This is a genomic window from Luteipulveratus mongoliensis (genome assembly GCF_001190945.1).
Lineage (GTDB): Bacteria > Actinomycetota > Actinomycetes > Actinomycetales > Dermatophilaceae > Luteipulveratus > Luteipulveratus mongoliensis.
Genome location: NZ_CP011112.1, coordinates 1,340,073 through 1,358,793, shown reverse-complemented (window position 1 = coordinate 1,358,793; position 18,721 = coordinate 1,340,073). Strand labels below are relative to the sequence as shown.

The 18,721-nt window shown below is 69.0% G+C and carries 14 protein-coding genes; 5 read left to right on the top strand and 9 right to left on the bottom strand.

All coding sequences use genetic code 11. The annotated features are described in order from the left end of the window. The first annotated feature begins 121 nt into the window (after positions 1 to 121). Positions 122 to 619: a DUF6584 family protein gene (locus tag VV02_RS06350; protein WP_052590500.1), complete on the top strand. Its 498-nt coding sequence runs from the start codon at positions 122 to 124 to the stop codon at positions 617 to 619. A 72-nt stretch (positions 620 to 691) separates the two neighbouring features. On the opposite strand, the gene VV02_RS06345 is transcribed toward VV02_RS06350, so the two are convergent. From VV02_RS06345 to VV02_RS06335, 3 genes are read right to left on the bottom strand one after another with little or no spacing between them, the layout of a single operon-like run. Next, positions 692 to 1,063, bottom strand: coding sequence for a VOC family protein (locus VV02_RS06345; RefSeq protein ID WP_052590499.1), 372 nt, complete (start codon positions 1,061 to 1,063; stop codon positions 692 to 694). 6 nt (positions 1,064 to 1,069) lie between these two features. Further along, complete coding sequence (locus VV02_RS06340) at positions 1,070 to 2,047, bottom strand: sigma-70 family RNA polymerase sigma factor (RefSeq protein WP_052590498.1); 978 nt, start codon at positions 2,045 to 2,047, stop codon at positions 1,070 to 1,072. Between the two features lie 9 nt (positions 2,048 to 2,056). Then, positions 2,057 to 3,493: a DHA2 family efflux MFS transporter permease subunit gene (locus VV02_RS06335; protein ID WP_218917359.1), complete on the bottom strand. Its 1,437-nt coding sequence runs from the start codon at positions 3,491 to 3,493 to the stop codon at positions 2,057 to 2,059. Positions 3,494 to 3,638: 145 nt separating this feature from the next. Here VV02_RS06335 and VV02_RS06330 point away from each other — a divergent pair, with 145 nt between their 5' ends. Both VV02_RS06330 and VV02_RS06325 read left to right on the top strand, forming a co-directional pair. Beyond that, complete coding sequence (locus VV02_RS06330; RefSeq protein WP_052590497.1) at positions 3,639 to 4,061, top strand: PPOX class F420-dependent oxidoreductase; 423 nt, start codon at positions 3,639 to 3,641, stop codon at positions 4,059 to 4,061. 116 nt (positions 4,062 to 4,177) lie between these two features. Beyond that, the gene (locus tag VV02_RS06325) at positions 4,178 to 5,206 is read left to right on the top strand and encodes a DUF4073 domain-containing protein (RefSeq protein ID WP_052590496.1); all 1,029 of its coding nucleotides are present in this window, start codon (positions 4,178 to 4,180) and stop codon (positions 5,204 to 5,206) included. On the opposite strand, the gene VV02_RS06320 is transcribed toward VV02_RS06325, so the two are convergent. Both VV02_RS06320 and VV02_RS06315 read right to left on the bottom strand, forming a co-directional pair. Next, a complete protein-coding gene (locus VV02_RS06320) occupies positions 5,199 to 6,821 on the bottom strand; it encodes a helix-turn-helix transcriptional regulator (protein WP_052596615.1) in 1,623 nt (540 codons plus the stop codon). The genes VV02_RS06325 and VV02_RS06320 overlap by 8 nt on opposite strands. A gap of 61 nt (positions 6,822 to 6,882) precedes the next feature. Beyond that, positions 6,883 to 7,986 (bottom strand): flavin-containing monooxygenase, encoded by a 1,104-nt coding sequence (locus VV02_RS06315; protein ID WP_052596612.1) that lies wholly within the window; start codon positions 7,984 to 7,986, stop codon positions 6,883 to 6,885. 205 nt (positions 7,987 to 8,191) lie between these two features. Here VV02_RS06315 and purL point away from each other — a divergent pair, with 205 nt between their 5' ends. Then, positions 8,192 to 12,358 carry a phosphoribosylformylglycinamidine synthase gene (gene purL / locus VV02_RS06310; protein ID WP_052590495.1) on the top strand — a complete coding sequence of 1,389 codons (4,167 nt, stop codon included), beginning with the start codon at positions 8,192 to 8,194 and terminating at the stop codon, positions 12,356 to 12,358. Positions 12,359 to 12,361: 3 nt separating this feature from the next. Continuing rightward, complete coding sequence (locus VV02_RS06305) at positions 12,362 to 13,201, top strand: Fpg/Nei family DNA glycosylase (RefSeq protein ID WP_052590494.1); 840 nt, start codon at positions 12,362 to 12,364, stop codon at positions 13,199 to 13,201. Between the two features lie 73 nt (positions 13,202 to 13,274). Here VV02_RS06305 and VV02_RS06300 read toward each other — a convergent pair whose 3' ends face one another. The 4 genes from VV02_RS06300 to VV02_RS06285 all read right to left on the bottom strand — a co-directional run bounded on the left by VV02_RS06300 (position 13,275) and on the right by VV02_RS06285 (position 18,636). Continuing rightward, positions 13,275 to 15,380, bottom strand: coding sequence for an MMPL family transporter (locus VV02_RS06300; RefSeq protein WP_052590493.1), 2,106 nt, complete (start codon positions 15,378 to 15,380; stop codon positions 13,275 to 13,277). Between the two features lie 185 nt (positions 15,381 to 15,565). Continuing rightward, complete coding sequence (locus VV02_RS06295) at positions 15,566 to 16,231, bottom strand: response regulator (protein ID WP_425412292.1); 666 nt, start codon at positions 16,229 to 16,231, stop codon at positions 15,566 to 15,568. A gap of 17 nt (positions 16,232 to 16,248) precedes the next feature. Further along, the gene (locus VV02_RS06290) at positions 16,249 to 17,406 is read right to left on the bottom strand and encodes a sensor histidine kinase (protein ID WP_052590491.1); all 1,158 of its coding nucleotides are present in this window, start codon (positions 17,404 to 17,406) and stop codon (positions 16,249 to 16,251) included. 123 nt (positions 17,407 to 17,529) lie between these two features. Continuing rightward, positions 17,530 to 18,636 (bottom strand): carbohydrate kinase family protein, encoded by a 1,107-nt coding sequence (locus VV02_RS06285; protein WP_245633004.1) that lies wholly within the window; start codon positions 18,634 to 18,636, stop codon positions 17,530 to 17,532. Positions 18,637 to 18,721: the final 85 nt, after the last annotated feature.

The window sequence follows — 18,721 nt, the reverse complement described above, 5'->3', positions numbered from 1 at the left end:
GGAGCGACCACTCGGCTGCCTCCTCAGGTGTCAGAGCCGGCCGGCGCCTGGGGAGTGACCACTCGACCGCCTCCTCAGATTGCGACGTTCGTCGCAATAGAGTGCGGCAAGGGAGGTCGTGATGGCTGTTGAGGACACCTTGGCCCGCGCGGCAGCGGACGTCGCGCGAGGTGACGTGGGGCTGGCTCGTCGGCGCCTCTCAAGCCTGCGGGTGGCGTACCCGACCGACTTCACTGTCCGGCGGGCACTGCGTGATGCGTGCCGAGCCGGGCACGATCTGGCGGAAGCGGGCCGATGGGGCTACGTCCTGGAGGACGCGACGCCCGAGGAGATCCGCGCCTTCGAGCTGTCCCGGGGCGGGCACGCCCGAGAGATCGTCCGGGCGGCTTCCTGGTCGCTGAACGCTGACACCGAAGGCTCGGTGAGTGCTGACCGGCTCGGGCGCCTGCGCGAAGAGTTCCGTGAGCTCCCCAAGTCCGTGCAGCGAGAGGTCGAGGGGCATGCAGCCGACGAGTGGCAGGTCGCCCTGGGCTGTGCGCTGATCGTCCTCGTGATCATCGGGCTGCTCGTGCTCGCGATCTACCAACTCGTACAGGTGATCGCGTCCTGGCTCGGGTGAGGCTCCCGCCGGTCGAGGAGGCGAGGAACGAGCCGTATCGAGACCCGCTCCGGCTACCCGACCAGCGGAGTGTCAGCTGATGAGGGTCGTCTTGGGGCGGACGACGCAGAACTCGTTGCCCTCGGGGTCAGCGAGCACGTCCCACGACTCCTGCCCGGTCTGGCCGACGTCGATCCGCCGCGCGCCAAGCGCCAAGATCCGCTCGATCTCGGCGTCGCGGTCGGCGCCCTCGGTGGTCAGGTCGAGGTGCAAGCGGTTCTTCACGACCTTCTCGTCCTCGACCGGCATGAAGCACATCCCGACCGGCGCCTCAGGAGACGGACCAATCACGATCTCCCGCTCGCGCTCGGACAGGACGGGCCAGTGCAGCACCTCCGACCAGAACGCGGCAAGCGACGGCAGGTCGTGGGTGTCGACAACGACGTGATGCAGCTGCAACGGCATGGTGAATCAGTCCTTGCGTTCGTAGGTGGGCGGTAGGCCGAAGCGGGCGAACAACGACGCGTCGACGAAAACCGTGATGCGAGAGACCAGGTCGTCGGACGTGGTCAGCACGTGCACGGCGTGTGCATGGTGCTGGCCGTCGTCGTGACGTCGGTAGTACGCGACGGCCGGCTGACCGTTCGCGCCGACCGGGACCGCTCGCCAGAAGTCGGCGTCCGGCCCGACCTTGAGACCGAAGAACTCCAGCGTCCGCGTACGCCCGGCGAACCAGACGAGCGCCGGCGGCATCTCCAGCACGACGTCCTCATGGAGGATTCGGCTGAGCCCGTCCATGTCGGAGTCACGGAACGTCGTCACATAGCGCTCGATCAGTGCCTGCTGTCCGGTGTCCAGGCGTTCGGGCAGGTCGTCGCTCACGAGATCCGCCTTGTCTATCGTCGCTCGGGCCCGCTGCAGCGCACTGTTGACAGCAGCCGGGCTGAGCTCGAGGAGGTCGGCGACCTCAGCCGCTGACCAGGCGAGCACGTCACGCAGGACAAGCACCGCCCGCTGCTTGGCCGGCAGGTGTTGCAGCGCAGCGACGAACGCCAGCCGGATGCCGTTGCGTGCCGCCACCACCGTGGCGGGATCGTCCGCTGCCGTCCCGAGCAGGCGGTCCGGGATCGGCTCCAGCCACGGAACCTCAGCATGCATCTCCGGGAACTCGACCAGCTCCGGACTCGGGCCCGCGATGCCGGACGGCAGCTCCCGTCGCCCGCGGCGCTCGAGCTCGGTGAGGCAGGCGTTGGTCGCGATCCGGTAGAGCCACGTCCGCAACGAGGCGCGCTGCTCGTCATAGCGGTCGGCCGCCCGCCACGCCCGCAGCATCGTCTCCTGAACCAGATCCTCGGCATCGTGGATGGAGCCGAGCATGCGGTAGCAGTGCGCAAGGAGCTCGGGTCGGTATCCGTCGATCCGAGCCTGGAGGTCAGTGACATCAGCCACGTCACGAACCTATCGGGCGGACCCGACGGGCGCGGCCGCGTCGCCGGCCACCTGACCGATCCGTCCAGGAATCAGACGGGACCGGGTACGCGCGGGGATGAGCATCGCTGCGGCCGCACCGACGAGGGTCAGGACCGCAGCTGTGGCGATCGCCGCCGTGAACCCGTCAGTGAACTCCGTCACCGAGCCGACATCACCCGCCGCCGCGAATACCGTTGCAGGGATGGCGATTCCGAAGGATCCGCCCAGCTGACGGAGCGTGTTGAAGGTGCCGGAGGCGGCGCCCACAGCTGCCGGCGGCACGGCGCCGAGGACTGCGCTCTGTGCTGCAGGGATGGCCATCGAGACCCCCACGCCGGCAACGATGAAGGGAGGGATCATGGCGACGTACGACATGTCAGGCGACGCGATGACGGCGATCCAGCCGAGGCCGATCGCCTGGAGCAGAAGGCCACCGGCGACGAGCGGTCGCTCGCCCACCCGGTTCACCAGGCGTCCGGCGATCGGTGCGACCACGAACAAGGTTGCCGTCCAAGGCAGCAGGCGTACGCCGGTGCCCAGCGGGCCGTAGTGCATGACAGTCTGCATGAACTGGGCGAAGAAGAATGCTCCACTGAAAACACCTGCAAACAAAAGAAACCCGGCCGCGTTGCCCGCTGAGAACGCACGCGATGCGAAGAGCTGCATCGGGATCAAGGGCTCCTCGACCCGGCGCTCCCAGGCGACGAAGGCCACCAGCAGCACTGCCCCGATGACCAGGGCCCCGAGCACCTCCGCGCTGGTCCAGCCGGCCGAGTTGCCCTCGACCAGACCCCACACCAGCCCGAACGCGGCGCCGCTCACCAGGAGGATGCCGACCAGGTCCAGTCGGCGTACGGGACCTCGGCTCTCCTCGAGCCTGGTCAGGACGAGCGGGATGAGGACGGCGACGACCGGAGCGTTCAGCCAGAAGATCCACGGCCAGGTCGCCCCTTCGACGACGGCTCCGCCGAGCAGCGGTCCGGCCAGCGTCGCGATCCCCGTGATTGCCGCGAACAAGCCCAGCGCACGACCTCGCTCGGTCGGACCAAAGGCCGTTCCGAGCATCGTCATCGAGACCGGTACGACCGCGGCGGCACCTGCGCCCTGCACGGCCCGGGCGACGATCAACCAGCCGATCCCCGGCGCGAGAGCGCAACCGATGCTGGCCACACCGAACAGGACCAGGCCGGCGACGAGCGTACGACGGCGCCCGAAGCGGTCACCGAGTGCGGCGGCCGCCATCAGCAGGACCGCGAACGGCAGCGTGAAGGCGTTGATCGTCCACTCGAGCTGCTCGATCGAGGCGTTGAGGTCGAGGCGTATCGCGTTGAGCGCGGTCGTCACGACCAACGCGTCCAGCATGATCGCCAGCGAGGCGACCGAGGTCAGGACCAGCACCCAGCGCTGGTTGGTGTTCATCGACATGTCCGTGTCCTTCCTGGAGGGAGGTTCACGGGTACATACCGGCGTCGCTGCCCGAACTCATCGGTCGCGAGCGAATTCGCTGTTTCGACTCGGGCTCGCGCCAGGGCGGGTGCCCGGCTCAACCGGCGGAGGGGACGATGGGGGTATGAGCGACGAAGCCTTGCGCACCATCTTGTCCGGCAGCGACCTCGCAGTACTGGCCACGATCAAGCAAGACGGCCGGCCCCAGCTGTCCAACGTCGGCTACACCTTCGACGCAGAGCGCGATGTGCTGCGGGTCTCCGTCACCGACTCTCGCGCCAAGGTCGCCAACCTGCGCCGCGACGCGCGTGCCACCGTGCTCATCCAGGGCGACGGCCGTTGGAAGTTTGCCGTCGCGGAGGTACGCGCCGAGCTCTTTCCTGTCTGCACAAGTCCGGACGATGCGAGCGTCAACGAGCTCGTCGACATCTACCGCACCATCAGCGGAGAGCACCCCGAGTGGGACGAGTTCCGCCAGGCCATGATCAATGACCACCGTCTGCCGCTGCATCTCCACGTCGAGCGCCTCTACGGAATGGCCGGCTGAGACCGACCAAAGCACCCAGCCGGCGAACGACGTTGGGCCAGCCGCCAACTGTCGGCCACGGCCAGGACACCTCCGGCTGCGAATTTGTATAGACAACTTCGCAGAGAGGGAGTCTCATGGATCGCAGAACCTTGCTGGTCGGCGCCGCCGGAGCGGCAGCCGCGGCCGTCGTACCGACCGCTGCGCACGCCGAGTCGAGCACCGCGCCCGCCGCCGCATCGCGCCCCGGCAGCGCGCGTCCGCTGACCCGCTTCAACGTCATCAGCGACATCCAGGGCGACATGGGCGACCTCGACGTCGCCCTGCAGGACATGAACGCGACCAACCCGGGCAGCTCCGGCCTCGCCATCGCCGGCGACATCACGCCGCGCGGCTACGACTTCGAATACGCAGCCGTACGAACAGCTTTCGGCAAGCGCTCGCACCCGAAAACCCTCGCCTGGTCGATCGGCAACCACGAGTTCTACGTGCCGAAGTGGAAGGACCCGCAGACGCTGGCGCAGGAGACGTGGCCGAACGGGACGACCGAGGACTCGCTGTTCCGCAGCTTCTACAACTTCGCCGGACGCAACACGATCTACTCCGAGCACTCGTTCGGTGGCATCCCCGTGCTGAGCATCGGCACTGAGAAGTACATGAAGTACCACGACTCGACGCTCTGGGACGAGGTGTGGATGAGCGAGGCCCAGCTCACCTGGCTGACCCAGCGACTCGCGTACTGGGAGCGCCGCCGCAAGCCGGTCATGGTGGTCAGTCACCATCCGCTGACGCACTCGGTGTCCGGCACCTACAGCACGATCTACGAGCGCGACTACCTCCAGAGCGATCGGCTGCTGTCGATCCTCGGCCGTCACAAGGATGTGTTCTTCTTCTGCGGGCACACGCACTGGGACCTGCATCTCAACGACTGGTGCGTGCGCCGCGTCGTCCCCGGCACGGCCAACCCCGACGGCTTCTCGGTCATCAACACCGGCGCGATCCAGACCGGCTACACCGACAACGGCGCGGGTGGCGAGGTGCCCGTGTCGGGTCCCTTCAACCAGGGTCTGCAGGTCGAGGTCTACCGCTCCAAGGTCGTCATCCTGGCCCGCGACTTCCACACCGGCATCTGGATCAAGCAGGCCACGGTCCCGCTCCTCAGGTGAGGTGATGGCGAAAGGCGTACGCCGCCGCGGCGGTCCGCGTCGACACATCCAGCTTGGCGAAGATGTTGCTCAGGTGCCGGGCCACGGTCTTCTCGCTCAGTACCAATGAGCGAGCGATCTCGGCGTTGCTCAGCCCGGACGCCACGTGCTGCAGCACCTCGATCTCGCGCGCGGTCAACCCACCTGGCGACACCGGCCGCAGCACCTGGGCGGCAGCTCGCTCGGCCGGCCGAGCGCCGAGACCGCGGAAGGCCGACTCCGCCATAGCCAGCTCCTCGGCTGCCGAGTCGTGGTCGCCCAGGCCGACGTACGCCTGGCCGAGCCCGACTCGGCAGCGAGCGACCTCGTACACCGCACCGAGCTCCGCCCAACGGTGCGCCGACTCCTTGAGGCAGCTCACGGCCGCTCCGGGGTCGCCACGGGCGAGGCTGACTCGAGCGGTGGCGTACGACGCTCGCGCCTTGAGTGCCGTGAAGCCGAATCGTGCTGCTACCGAAGCAAGTTCACTCGCAACGGCCGCTGCCTCATCGGTCGCTGACCCCGCCAGCAGGATCTCCACGGCACCTGCCAAGAGCTGCGCCCGGTGGACCGGGTCTCGCGGCTCTTCCAGGAGGCGGCGGATGGTCGTCACCGCAGCGTCCACCCGTCCCTGGTCGAGCCAGAGCAGCGCCTGCGCCGGTTGCGACTCGTATCCATAGGAATTCGCCCGCGCGAACGACTCGTGCGCACCATCCAGATCACCTTGCAGCTGGAGCACGACGGCCCGCTCCGCGAGCGCCGAACCGGCCGGCGTGGGCGTACCGACGAGCAGGTAGCGGCCGACAGCGCGATCGAACTCCTCGATCGCCGCTGCCCACTCGCCCCGCAGCAGCATGATCTGACCGCGGTGCACGGCGCACTGCCCGGTGAACAGCAGCAGGTCCGGCTGGGTGTCGCACCACGAGGTGAGCACCCGCGTCCAGTCCGACAACCGGCCGATATCGCAGATCTCCTGGCACGCCTCGACCACCGAGCAGTAGATGTTGCCCGCGAAGATCGGGCTGAGCTCGCCCGACGTCACCGTCGCCATCGCCTCGTCGAGGAGGTGCAGACCTGCGGCGACGTCACCGGCGTACAGCTGGAGCCGACCTCGGCAGTTGAGGCTCATGGCCGTCAGGTCCGCGTTGTCGAAGCGCTTCCCGTATGCCTCGACGTCGACAGCGAGCTCACGCGCTCGGGCGTGCTCGCCACCGTGGATACAGCTGAAGACCTCGTGGCACAGGAGGTAGCCGCGCTCGACCACGTCGTCGCCCCCGGCCAGCACTCGCTCGCCCTTGGCCCGCCACCCCGCGCCCACCGTCGGTTCGCCCGCCTGGCTGAGTGACATGGCCAGCCAGAACGCCGACATCGCGGCCGCCGGATGATCGCCGGCGTCGAGGTGGATGCGATAGGACCGCTGCATCGCCTGGACGGCGTCGTTGCGCCGCCCGACCAGCTGCGCGGCGATCGCCAGGCGCGCGAAGTCCTCGCCTCGCAGAGCGGACGGGTCCAGGTCCGACAGCGCGTCGTACGCCGCCATCCAGTCGCGTCGCTCGTAGGCCTCGCGTGCCCACCGCAGGTGGTCGACTGTGCCCACGCACATCACTTCCCGTGTCGAGCGTACGGCGGGCGGCGCCCGTCCGCGGCGCCCTTTCGGCTTAGGCGGCAACTGGTGTCGTACGCCGTACCCGCCGCCCGATCTGTGTCGCGACGTACGCCGCGTCCCGGCCGACGCCGGGCAGGACCATCGAGGCGAACGCGTACTGGAAGCTCAGCCCGCAGAAGAACAGTCCCGGTGAGGCGTCCGAGACCCCGCGGAACTCCACGGGCCAGCCGTCCTCACCGAGGATCGGCAGGTCGATCCAGTCGAACACCTGGGTGAAACCGGTGCACCACACCACTGCTGCTGGATCGACCACTCGTCCGCCGGCGAGCAGCGGTCGCCCTCCCTCGACGCCGACGACACGGTCGGTGACCCGCTCGACACCACGCGCCTCGAGGTCGGCCTTCTTGACCCTCAGACTCGGGCCACCGTGGAAGCGGACGTGCGGCATTGCCTTGCGCCCCATAGGAGTTCGCCGGGTGAGCACATGCTTGAACATGAAGAACATCACTGGCAGGAACAGCCGCCCCCGACGTGAGCTGAAGGGGACCGGGATCTGACCGCACTCGCGTCCACACAGGATCGTCTCGTGCGTCTCGCCCGCCTCGTAGGCGACGTCCATCCCGGAGTGCGAGCCGCCGACGACCAGGACCGGACCGGCGGGCAGCTGCTCGGGGCGGCGGTACTCGCTGGAGTGCAGCTGCACGATCCGCTCGTCCAGGTCCTTCGCGAAGTCGGGCACGAGCGGCGTACGACCGAACGTCCCGGTCGCGATGACCACGTTGTCGCAGGTGATCGTGTCGGCGCCGAGAGAGGCGACGTAGCCGCCATCTCCGTCCGACGCGAGCCGGTCGACCCGTGTGCTCATCCGCACCGGGAGATCCCAGCGGAGGGCGTACGCCTCCAGGTAGTCGCCGACCTCGTCCTTGCCCGGGAAGTGCCACGGGTCGTCCGCCGGGAACGGCAGCCCGGGCAGGCCGTCGTACTTCGCCGGCGTGTAGAGCCGGAGGCTGTCCCACTGGTGGCGCCAGTTGTCACCAACTCGGTCGCCGCCGTCGATGATCAGGAACGGCCGCCCCTGGCGCTGCAGGTGGTAACCCGTCGATAGTCCGGCTTGCCCCGCGCCGATGATCAGTGTCTCGATGTGCTGTGTGGCCATCACGTCCACGTCCCTTCGTCCTCGTACAAGAGACGCTAGGGAGCGGTTTCGGACACGCCATCGGCCACGAGTCCCATCTCGTACGCCGGCCGCATGGGTCGTTCTACCCATCCACGATTCGGGCGTGGGTACGCCGCTCGGTAACCTTGGGCGGTCCCGCCGGGATTCCACCAGCCCCCCCTTCCCACCCCCGGAGACCCCTGACATGTCCTCGTCGCACGTGCCTGTGCTGACCACCGTCGAGGGTGGCGCCGCACTCTCTCCCTTCCGCACCCGCGCGCTCGTCGAGCGGCTGCAGGCCGTCGCGCCGCAGGTCACCGATGTCGTGGCCCGGCACGTGCACTGGGTGGCGTCGGAGTCTGCCCTCGACGACGCGGCGTCCGAGCGGGTCACCCAGCTGCTGACCTACGGCCAGCCGGCGCCGCCCGTCCCCGGCAGCGCCACCACGTTCGTCGTCGGCCCCCGGCTCGGCACGGTCTCGCCCTGGGCGTCCAAGGCAACCGACATCCTGCACAACTGTGGCGTCGAGGTGCACCGGGTCGAGCGCGTCACGGAGTACGACGTCGTGCACCGCCTCGACCTGCTGCTCGACGATGACCAGCGCAGCGCCGTCGCGACGCTGCTGCACGACCGGATGACGGAGTGCGTGCTGGCGCACCGCGAGGACGCGGCCGCGCTGTTCGACGAGCGCACGCCGGAGCCGCTCGAGCACGTCGACGTGCTCGGCCGCGGACGGGCGGCGCTCGAGGAGGCCGACAAGTCGTACGGCCTGGCGTTGTCGGACGACGAGATCGACTATCTGGTCGAGGCGTTCCAGGGGCTGCAGCGCAACCCGACCGACGTCGAGCTGATGATGTTCGCGCAGGCCAACTCCGAGCACTGTCGGCACAAGATCTTCAACGCCGACTTCGTGCTCGACGGCGAGCCGCAGACGTCCAGCCTGTTCGGGATGATCCGGCACACCGAGAAGGTCGCCGGCGAGGGCACGGTCGTCGCCTACACCGACAACGCCTCGATCATGCAGGGCGGCCAGATCACCCGCTGGGAGCCCGACACGCACGACGGGCCAGGGCGCTACGTCGCGCGCGAGACCGAGGCGCACGTGCTGATGAAGGTCGAGACGCACAACCACCCGACGGCGATCAGCCCGTTCCCCGGGGCCGCGACCGGCGCCGGCGGCGAGATCCGTGACGAGGGTGCGACGGGTCGCGGCTCGGCACCGAAGGCCGGCCTGACCGGGTTCGCTGTCTCCAACCTGAACCTGCCCGGCACCGACGAGCCGTGGGAGCGTGACTCCTACGGCCGGCCCGACCACATCGCCTCGCCGCTCGACATCATGCTCGACGGCCCGATCGGCGCGGCTGCGTTCAACAACGAGTTCGGGCGGCCGGGCCTGGGAGGGTTCTTCCGGGTCTACGAGCAGACCGTCGACGGCGTACGCCGCGGCTTCCACAAGCCGATCATGTGCGCCGGCGGGCTCGGCTCGATCGACGCCTCGCAGACCGCGAAGGTCCGCTTTCCTGACGGCACGCTGCTCGTCCAGCTCGGCGGACCGGGCATGCGCATCGGGATGGGTGGTGGCGCGGCCTCGTCCATGGCGTCGGGCACCAACGCGGCCGACCTCGACTTCGACTCCGTGCAGCGGGGCAACCCCGAGATCGAGCGCCGCGCACAGGAAGTCATCAACCACTGCTGGGCGCTGGGCTCCGACAACCCGGTCCTGGCCATCCACGACGTGGGCGCGGGCGGCCTGTCGAACGCCTTCCCCGAGCTGGTCGACGACGCCGGGCTCGGCGCGCGGTTCGACCTGTCGGCGGTGCCGCTGGAGGAGTCCGGCCTGGCGCCCAAGGAGATCTGGTGCAACGAGAGCCAGGAGCGCTATGTCGTTGCGCTTGCTCCTGATTCGCTGTCTCGCTTCGCCGCGCTGGCCGATCGCGAACGTTGCCCGTACGCCGTCGTCGGCGTCGCGAAGGCCGACGGCCACCTCGTCCTCGAAGACGCTGGTCGAGTAGGCGAGCTCGACCCCAACGCTGGTCGAGTAGGCGAGCTCGACCCCAACGCTGGTCGAGTAGGCGAGCCCCCAGGGGCGAGCCGTATCGAGACCACCGCAGGCGCGGACGCGGAGTCTCCCCAGCCGTCACCAGGTCTCGATACGCCCTCCGCTAGCGCTCCGGGCTACTCGACCAACGCCGCGGGGGCTCCGGGCTACTCGACCAACGCCGCAGGGGCTCCGGGCTACTCGACCAACGCCGCGAGGGCTCCGGGCTACTCGACCGGCGAGCGTGCCGTGGACATGCCGATGGAGGTGCTGCTGGGCAAGCCGCCGCGGATGACGCGCGACGTCACGCACGTCGAGCGGACCGCCCCGGCACTGGACACCAGTGACCTCAACGTCCGGGAGGCGGCGTACGCCGTCCTGCGCCACCCGACCGTCGCCAGCAAGCGATTCCTGATCACCATCGCGGACCGCACGGTCGGCGGTCTGTCGCACCGCGACCAGATGGTCGGCCCGTGGCAGGTACCGGTCGCTGATGTCGCGGTCACGCTCTCCGACCTGTCGGGGCTGGCGGGCCAAGCCATGGCGACGGGTGAACGGATGCCGCTGGCCGCCGTCGACGGGCCCGCCTCCGGGCGGATGGCTGTCGGCGAGGCGATCACCAACCTGCTCGCTGCGCCGATCACGCTGCGCGGCGTCAAGCTGTCGTGCAACTGGATGGCCGCATGCGGTGAGCCTGGCGAGGACGCGGCGCTCTACGACACCGTGCGTGCCGTCGCGCTCGAGCTGTGTCCGGCCCTCGGGGTCAGCGTGCCGGTCGGCAAGGACTCCTTGTCGATGCGCACCAAGTGGGACGCCAATGGCGAGACGCGACAGGTGACTTCGCCGGTGTCGCTGGTGGTCTCAGCTTTCGCCTCGCTCCCTGATGTACGCCGTACTCTCACCCCCCAGCTGCGCGGCGGCGGTGGCGACCGCCCCGAGACCTCGCTCCTGCTGATCGACCTCGGTGCTGAGCGCAACCGCCTCGGTGGGTCCGTACTCGCCCAGGTGGCAGGCGAGTTCGGCGGTGAGGTGCCCGACCTCGACGAGCCCGCCCACCTCGTACGACTGGTCGACGCCGTCAACGGGCTGCGCGCCGACGGGCTCGTCACGGCCTATCACGACCGTTCAGACGGCGGCCTGTGGGCGGCCGCGTGCGAGATGGCGTTCGCCGGCGGCTGCGGAGTCGAGCTGCTCGGCCTGAGCTCGGTGTCCGAGCTGTTCGCCGAAGAGCTCGGCGCGCTCATCGAGGTGCCGGACGAGCACCTCGAGGACATCCTCGACCGCCTCGAGGCAGCCGGTCTCGGCGACAGCATCACCAGCGTCGTCGGCGGTCCGACCACCGAGCGCCAGGTACGCGTCCAGATCGCCGGCGAGACTGTCATCGACGAGCCGCTGCGCGACCTGGCCCAGGCCTGGGACGAGGTGTCGTGGCGCATCAGTGCGCTGCGCGACAACCCTGCGTCGGCGGATGAGGAGCACGCGGCCTTCGGCGCGGATTCCGTTGGCCTGCAGGTCAGTCCGACGTTCGACCCCGCCGATGACATCGCTGCGCCTTACCTCAACCTCGGCACGCGTCCCAAGGTCGCGATCCTGCGCGAGCAGGGCGTCAACTCCCACGTCGAGACGGCGTTCGCGTTCGACAAGGCCGGCTTCGACACCTACGACGTCCACATGACCGACCTGCAGACGGGTCGCACTTCACTCGCCGACTACACCGGTCTGGTCGCCTGCGGCGGCTTCTCCTACGGCGACACGTTGGGTGCCGGTGAAGGCTGGGCACGATCGGTGCTGTTCGACAACCGGCTGACCGACCAGTTCCACGAGTTCTTCCACCGCACAGGCACATTCGGCCTCGGCATCTGCAACGGCTGCCAGATGTTCGCCGCGCTGGCCGACCTCATCCCTGGCGCCGAGGCGTGGCCGCACTTCACCCGCAACGTCTCCGAGCAGTACGAAGCCCGCCTGTCCCTGGTCGAGGTGCTCAACAGTCCGTCGATCTTCTTCGACGGGATGGCCGACAGCCGCTTGCCGATCGCGGTGGCGCACGGCGAGGGCTTCGCCGACTTCTCCGCGCGTGGCGACCTTGCGTCCGTGCACCGGGCCGCGCGCTTCATCGACGGCGCGGGAGAGGTGGCGAAGACGTACCCGACGAACCCGAACGGCTCCCCCGACGGTCTGACGGCGGTCACGACGCCGGACGGCCGCTTCACCGCGATGATGCCGCACCCCGAGCGTGTCCAGCGCAATGTGCAGATGTCGTGGACCGACGGGCCGATCGAGCAGGACAGCCCGTGGCTGCGGATGTTCCGCAACGCGCGCGTCTTCATCGACTGAGGCATGCCCGAAGGTCACGTCACGCACCGGATCGCCGGCGAGCTCACCCGCTCGTTCGGCGGCCGGGTCATGCGGTCGACCAGCCCTCAGGGTCGCTTCTCCGACGACGCTGCCCTGTTTGACGGGCACGTGCTCGACCGCTCCGAGGCGTGGGGCAAGCAGATGTTCGTGCGTTTCCAGGATGTCGAGGAGCAGGTCAACATCCACCTCGGCTTGATCGGGAAGTTTTTCTTCACGCCCGAGGTGGACCCGCTCGTGGTCGGTGAGGTGCGCTGGCGCCTGTCGACGGATGCCCCGCCGATGACGATGGACCTGCGGGGCGCGATCGTCGTGGCTGTTCGGTCGCCAGCGGAAGTTGCCGCGATCATCGCCAAGCTCGGACCTGACCCGCTGCGGGCGGATGCCGATCCAGAGGTGACTTGGACGCGAATCCGTAAGTCCCGCAAACCGATTGGTGCTCTGATGATGGAGCAGACGATCTTTGCGGGAGTCGGCAACATCTATCGGGCAGAGGTCTTGTTCCGGCATCGGATCGATCCGCTCATGCAGGGCCGGTTCCTGCGCCGCCCGGAGTTCGAGGCGATGTGGGACGACCTCGTCGAGCTGATGCCGCTCGGCGTACGTGACGGCCGGATCGACACGGTCTATCCCGAGCACACTCCCGAAGCGATGGGCCGCGACGCTCGCGTCGACAAGCATGGCGGCGAGGTCTACGTCTACCGCCGCGAGGGACTGCCGTGCCTCGTCTGCGGCACACCAGTCAGCCGAGCTGACCTCACCGGTCGCAACCTGTTCTGGTGCCGCACCTGTCAGCCGCGCTCGCGGCGCCGCACCCCCAGCTGAGGTCGTGGGCTCCAACACGAATTGACTGGAGCAGCATGCATGCGTGCTGCTCCAGTCAATTCGTGTTGGTGAGTCAGACCGGGCTGAGCGTCCGAGCCGGATCGACTCGCGCCGGCTCCTCGGTCAGACCGACCCGGTCGTGCAGCCGGCGCAGCGGTGCCGGCGCCCACCAGTTCCAGCGACCCATCAGGGTCATCGCGGCCGGCATGAGCAGCAGCCGTACGACGGTGGCGTCCACGATGACGGCGAGCAGCAGCCCCAGCCCGACCTGCTTCACCGGCGAGAAGCCGCCGGCCACGAAGCCGGCGAACACGACCGCCATCAGCAACGCGGCCGCCGTGACGACCCGCCCGGTCCGCTGCAGACCCACCGCGATCGCCTCGGTGTTCGAGCCAGTACGCCGCCACGTCTCCGAGATGCGCCCGAGCAGGAACACCTCGTAGTCCATCGACAGCCCGAACGCGATCGCGAACAGCAGCACCGGAGTCGTGATGCTCAACGAACCCAGAGCCGGGGTGTCGATCAGCCCGCCGAGGTGCCCGTCCTGGAACACCCAGACCAGCGCACCGAAGCTCGCCCCGAGGCTCAACGTGTTGAGCACCAACGCCTTCAGCGGCACGATGACCGATCCGGTGAAGAGGAACAGCAGCACGAACGTCGCGAGCACGACGATGCCGAGCGCGTACGGTGCCCTCGCCTTGAGCGACGCCTGGTAGTCCGTGAGGACGGCCGCGTCACCCGTCACCCGCACGGCCGGCCCGTCCAGGTGCCGAATCTCCTTGACCAGAGCCATTGCTCGGTCTCCCTGGCTCTCCCCCTGCGGCACCACGTCGATCACGGTCAGCCCGGCTACGTCGGGCCGGACACTGACCGACTGGACGCCGGGCAGGGTCCGGAGCCGGTCGGCGTACGACGGGGGCAGGGTTCCGCGGGCGACGACCGTCACGGGGTCCACGTCGGCGTCGACACCGAAGCGGGACGTGGCCAGCTCGGACAGCTGCCGGCTCTCGGACGAGGAGGGCAGGGATCGGGCGTCGGGCTCGGCGAACCGGGCGCCGAGGAACGGTGCAGCAGCGAGCAGCAGGACCGGCACCGTCGCCACGATCACCATGACCGGGCGGGCGGCGACCAGGTGGGTGACGCGGACGAAGAACCCACGATCGGTGCGGACCGCCTTCGCCGGCCGGATGCGTCCGCCGACGATCGCGAGGAGGGCAGGGAGGAGGGTCAGAGTGAGTGCCAGGTCCAGCAGCACGACCCCCATGCCGGCGAGTCCGGCGGAGCGCAGGAACGGGTCCGGGAAGACGAGGAGTCCGGCGAGCGATGCCGCCACCGTGAGGCCCGAGAATGTCACGGTACGACCGGCGTTCGACATCGTGGCGACGACGGCAGCCACCGGATCGGTGTTCGTGGCGCGCTCCTCGCGGTAGCGGGAGACGATCAGCAGTGCGTAGTCGATCGCGAGGCCGAGGCCGAGCATGGTGACGATGTTGATCGAGTAGACCGAGATGTCAGTCATCCAGCTCGCAACCGCCAGAAGGCCGAGCGTCAGCGCCATCCCGAGGATGGCGACGAGCACGGGCAGACCGGCGGCGAGGATCCCGCCCATGACCACGACCAGGAGGACGAGCACGATCGGCATGGAGATCGTCTCGGCTTTCGCCAGGTCGCTGGCAGCCTGCGCGTCCATCTCCTCGTCCTGGAGGAAGCCGCCGCCGACGATCACCCGCGGCGCGTCAATAGCCTTGATGCGACTGACAACTCGGTCACCCGACCCGTCCGGCGCATCGGCGGTGAACTGCACCGCGATCGCGACCGCGCGCCCATCGCGCGACACCGCCTGCGGATTCGGGCTCGACGAGTTCCACGGGGTCTGGACGGCCAGCACGCCCGGCATCGCCTTGATGTCCGACGCCGCCTTCGTGACGGAGGCCTTGAGGCCGGGGTCGGACGCGGCACGGCCGTCCGCGACGGCGTACACCTCGTCTCCCTTGGGCTCGGCCGCCCGCAGGTCGCGGTGTGCCTGGACCGACTCGGTGCTGGAGATCTCGGCGACGTCACTCGTGAGATTGCCGAAAAGACCTGGTACTACTGCGAATCCGGCGATGACGGCGAGTAGCCAGCCAACTATGACGAGGCGACGGTGAGCGATGGAGGCGGAGGCGATGCGGGCGATCATGACGGGCTCCTGAGGTGGCCGTGGTGTTACCTACGACGTTAGGAATTCCGTCGGTCCGCCGGATCGCCTCACCGACCCATCTTTCGCCTCCCTCGCGAGAGTGAGACGAGCTCGGCCGACAGTGCAAGCCGCGTCGCTACCCAGAAGCGGGAAGCGACGCGGCTTGCACTGTCGGCCCAGAAGGGTCAGGGCGAGCTCGGCTTGATGATGCCGCGCTCGTAGGCGTAGATCACCGCGTGCACCCGGTCGCGCAGCCCGAGCTTGTGGAACACGTTGGACACGTGCGTCTTGACCGTGTGCTCGCTGACGACCAGCCGCTCGGCGATCTGCAGGTTGGACAGGCCCTGGCCGAGCAGCTCAAGGGTGTCCAGCTCACGAGCGGTGAGTACGTCCGGGCCGGCAAACCCTGTCTCGCCAGGCCCGCGAGCGCCCCGGCTGCGGACGAAGTCCCCCAGCAGCCGCCGCGTCACGGTCGGTGCGAGCAGCGCCTCGCCCTCGGCCACGACGCGTACCGCCGACACCAGGTCGTCCCGGCCGACGTCCTTCAGCAGGAAGCCGGACGCGCCGGCCAGCAGGGCGTCGTAGACGTAGTCGTCCAGGTCGAATGTCGTCAGCACGAGCACCCGCGCGCTCGGGTCGGCGGCCGTGATCGCGCGGGTCGCGGCGATGCCGTCCATCCGCGGCATCCGGATATCCATCAGCACGACGTCCGGCTTCAGCGACGCAGCCAGCTCGACCGCTTCGGCGCCGTCGGACGCCGCCCCCACGATCTCCATGTCGTCCTGGATCTCCAGGATCATCCGGAAGCCGTCACGCACGAGCGTGTGGTCGTCCACCAGCAGCACTCTGATCGTCACCCGACGCCTCCTCAAGAATCCGTAGGCACGACCGCGTGTACCTGCCAGCCGCCACCCTCCGCGGGGCCGGCCTCGATCGTCCCACCGACGAGCCCCACACGCTCGCGCATCGAGATCAACCCATGCCCTCCGCCGCCGCCAGGGGATACCGAGCCGCCAGTCCCGTTGTCCGACACCGTGATTCGCACAGCACCCGCGTCGTACCTGACGACGACCACGGCTCGCGACGCGTGCGCGTGCCGGATGCAGTTGGTGAGCGACTCCTGGACGACGCGATAGACGGCGAGGTCAGCCGCGGGAGCCAACGACGGCGCCTCTCCCTCCACCTGTAGGTCCACGTCAAGGCCCGCAGACCGTACGCCGTCCACCAGGCTCGGGATCTCGGCCGCACTCGGCTGGGGCGCCAGCTCCGCCGGCCCGTCCTGCTTGAGCACGCCGAGCAGCCGGCGCATCTCGCGCAGGGCCTGCTTGCCGGCCCCACCGATCGCGTCGAAGACCTGCTCGGCGCGAGCCGGGTCGCGCTGCGCCGTCGCGGCGCCCGCCTCCGCCTGGACGACCATCATGCTCAGGTGGTGGGCGACGACGTCGTGCATCTCGCGGGCGATCCGGTTGCGCTCGGCGGACACCGCGGCGGCTGACTCGGCGCTGCGAGTGCGTTCGAGCTGCTCGGTGCGCTGGGTCAGCACGGCCGCGATCTCCCGACGTCGCCGCGCCGCGTCACCGAGCAGCCAGGCCGTGGTGAAGATCAGCAGCGTGACGGTGTAGTCCTCCGTGTCGGCGCGCGGATCCGCCGCGAGCGACCCGACGATGACGACCGCGGCGATCACGGCAGCGATGTTGGACTGCTTGCGCGACGCGTGGGCCGCGCACGAGTACAGCGCGACGAGGCCGGCGTACTCGATCTGCGGGTCCGGCAGGTCGCTGAGCCCGTAGATCGCGGTGAGGATCCCCGTGATGAACACGACCTGAAAAGGCCAGCGGCGGCGTACGACCAGGGGCAGACACTCCCCCAGCACGATCGCGTAGCCCCACCAGGGCCACGGCTCGCAGCCCACACAGTCGTCCGGCTGGATGAAGGCCTGCAGGGACACGAGCAGCACGATCAGCGCGAGCGCGGGGTCGGCCAAAGGGCTCAACCGCCGCGCTTGCTCCTGCAGCCGCTCGATCATGTCCGGAGTCTGGCATCGGGGACCCGGGCCGCGACTCCCTCGTACGACCGATCTTCGCCACCCTCCACAAATTGACTGGAGCAACACGCATGCGTGCTACCGCAGTCAATTTGTGGAGGAGGGTCAGACGTCGGAGCGCCGGGCGATCGTCGCCTGCGCGCGGTGCACCGCACCCTGCGGCACGGTCGGCACGATGTCCTCCAGGAACCCGTAGCGTCGCCGCACGGCCAGGTCGTACGACGTGGTGCCCCCGCTGTCGCGTACCTCGTGCCACCACTGGGCGATGTCTCCCCAGCCGGGTGCAGCCAGCGAGCCGCCGAACTGCTGCACCGCGAGCGATGAGCACAACGTCGCGAACGCCACCCGCTCGGTCAGCGACCACTGCGCGAGGGTGCCGACCACGAGAGCTGCACCGAAGACGTCACCGGCACCGGTCGCATCCATCGCCGGCACGCGAAGGGCAGGCACGTTGACCTCCTCGCCGGTGGCGCTGTCGATCGCCAGCGCACCGTGCGCGCCATTCGTCACGACCGCGAGCGGGACCCGATCGGCGAGCGAGTAGAGCGCGTCCTGCGGAGTCGCAGTACGCGTATAGGCCATGGCCTCAACGGAATTGGGCGTAAACGCATAGCAGTGATCAAGGCGGTCGAGCATCTCCTGGGACCACGCACCGCTGGAGTCCCAGCCCGCGTCGGCAAAGATCAGCGAGCCGCTGGCGTGGGCCTGCTCGAGCCACGCGACACCCGCCGGCTCACGCAGGTCATCACTCCCGAGGTCGGCGATGACCGCCCTCGCTGCAGGCGGCGCGGTGACCGGGTTGTCGTGGTAATCCGGCGGTCGGTGCGCGTGGGTGACCATGCAGCGGTCGTCGTCGATGGCGTACGACACGGTCACCGGGGAGTGCCAGCGGCAGTAGCGCCGCGAGCTCTGCAGATCGATGTGCTCCTGATCGGCCAGCGTCTCCCAGCAGAACTCGCCATAGCTGTCCTCCGCGAACGCCGCGGCCAGGGACGTACGCAGACCGAGCCGGCTGGCCGCCACCGCGAGGTTGGCGATGCCGCCCGGGCACGAGCCCATGCCTGTGGCGAAGACCTCGGTGCCACCTGCGGGCTTGCCGTCCAGGCCGGTCAGCACGATGTCGAGGAAGACCGTCCCCCACAGCGCGACATCGAAATCCGGACCGCCCTCGCCTCGGATCCTCGCCAGCGGGTCGTACCCCGTCTCCGACACCGTCCTCGCCCTTTCGCTCATATTGCGGGAGTACTCCGAACTCGGCACTCGGCCTCCATCCTCACCTGAGAGACTGCCCAGGCAA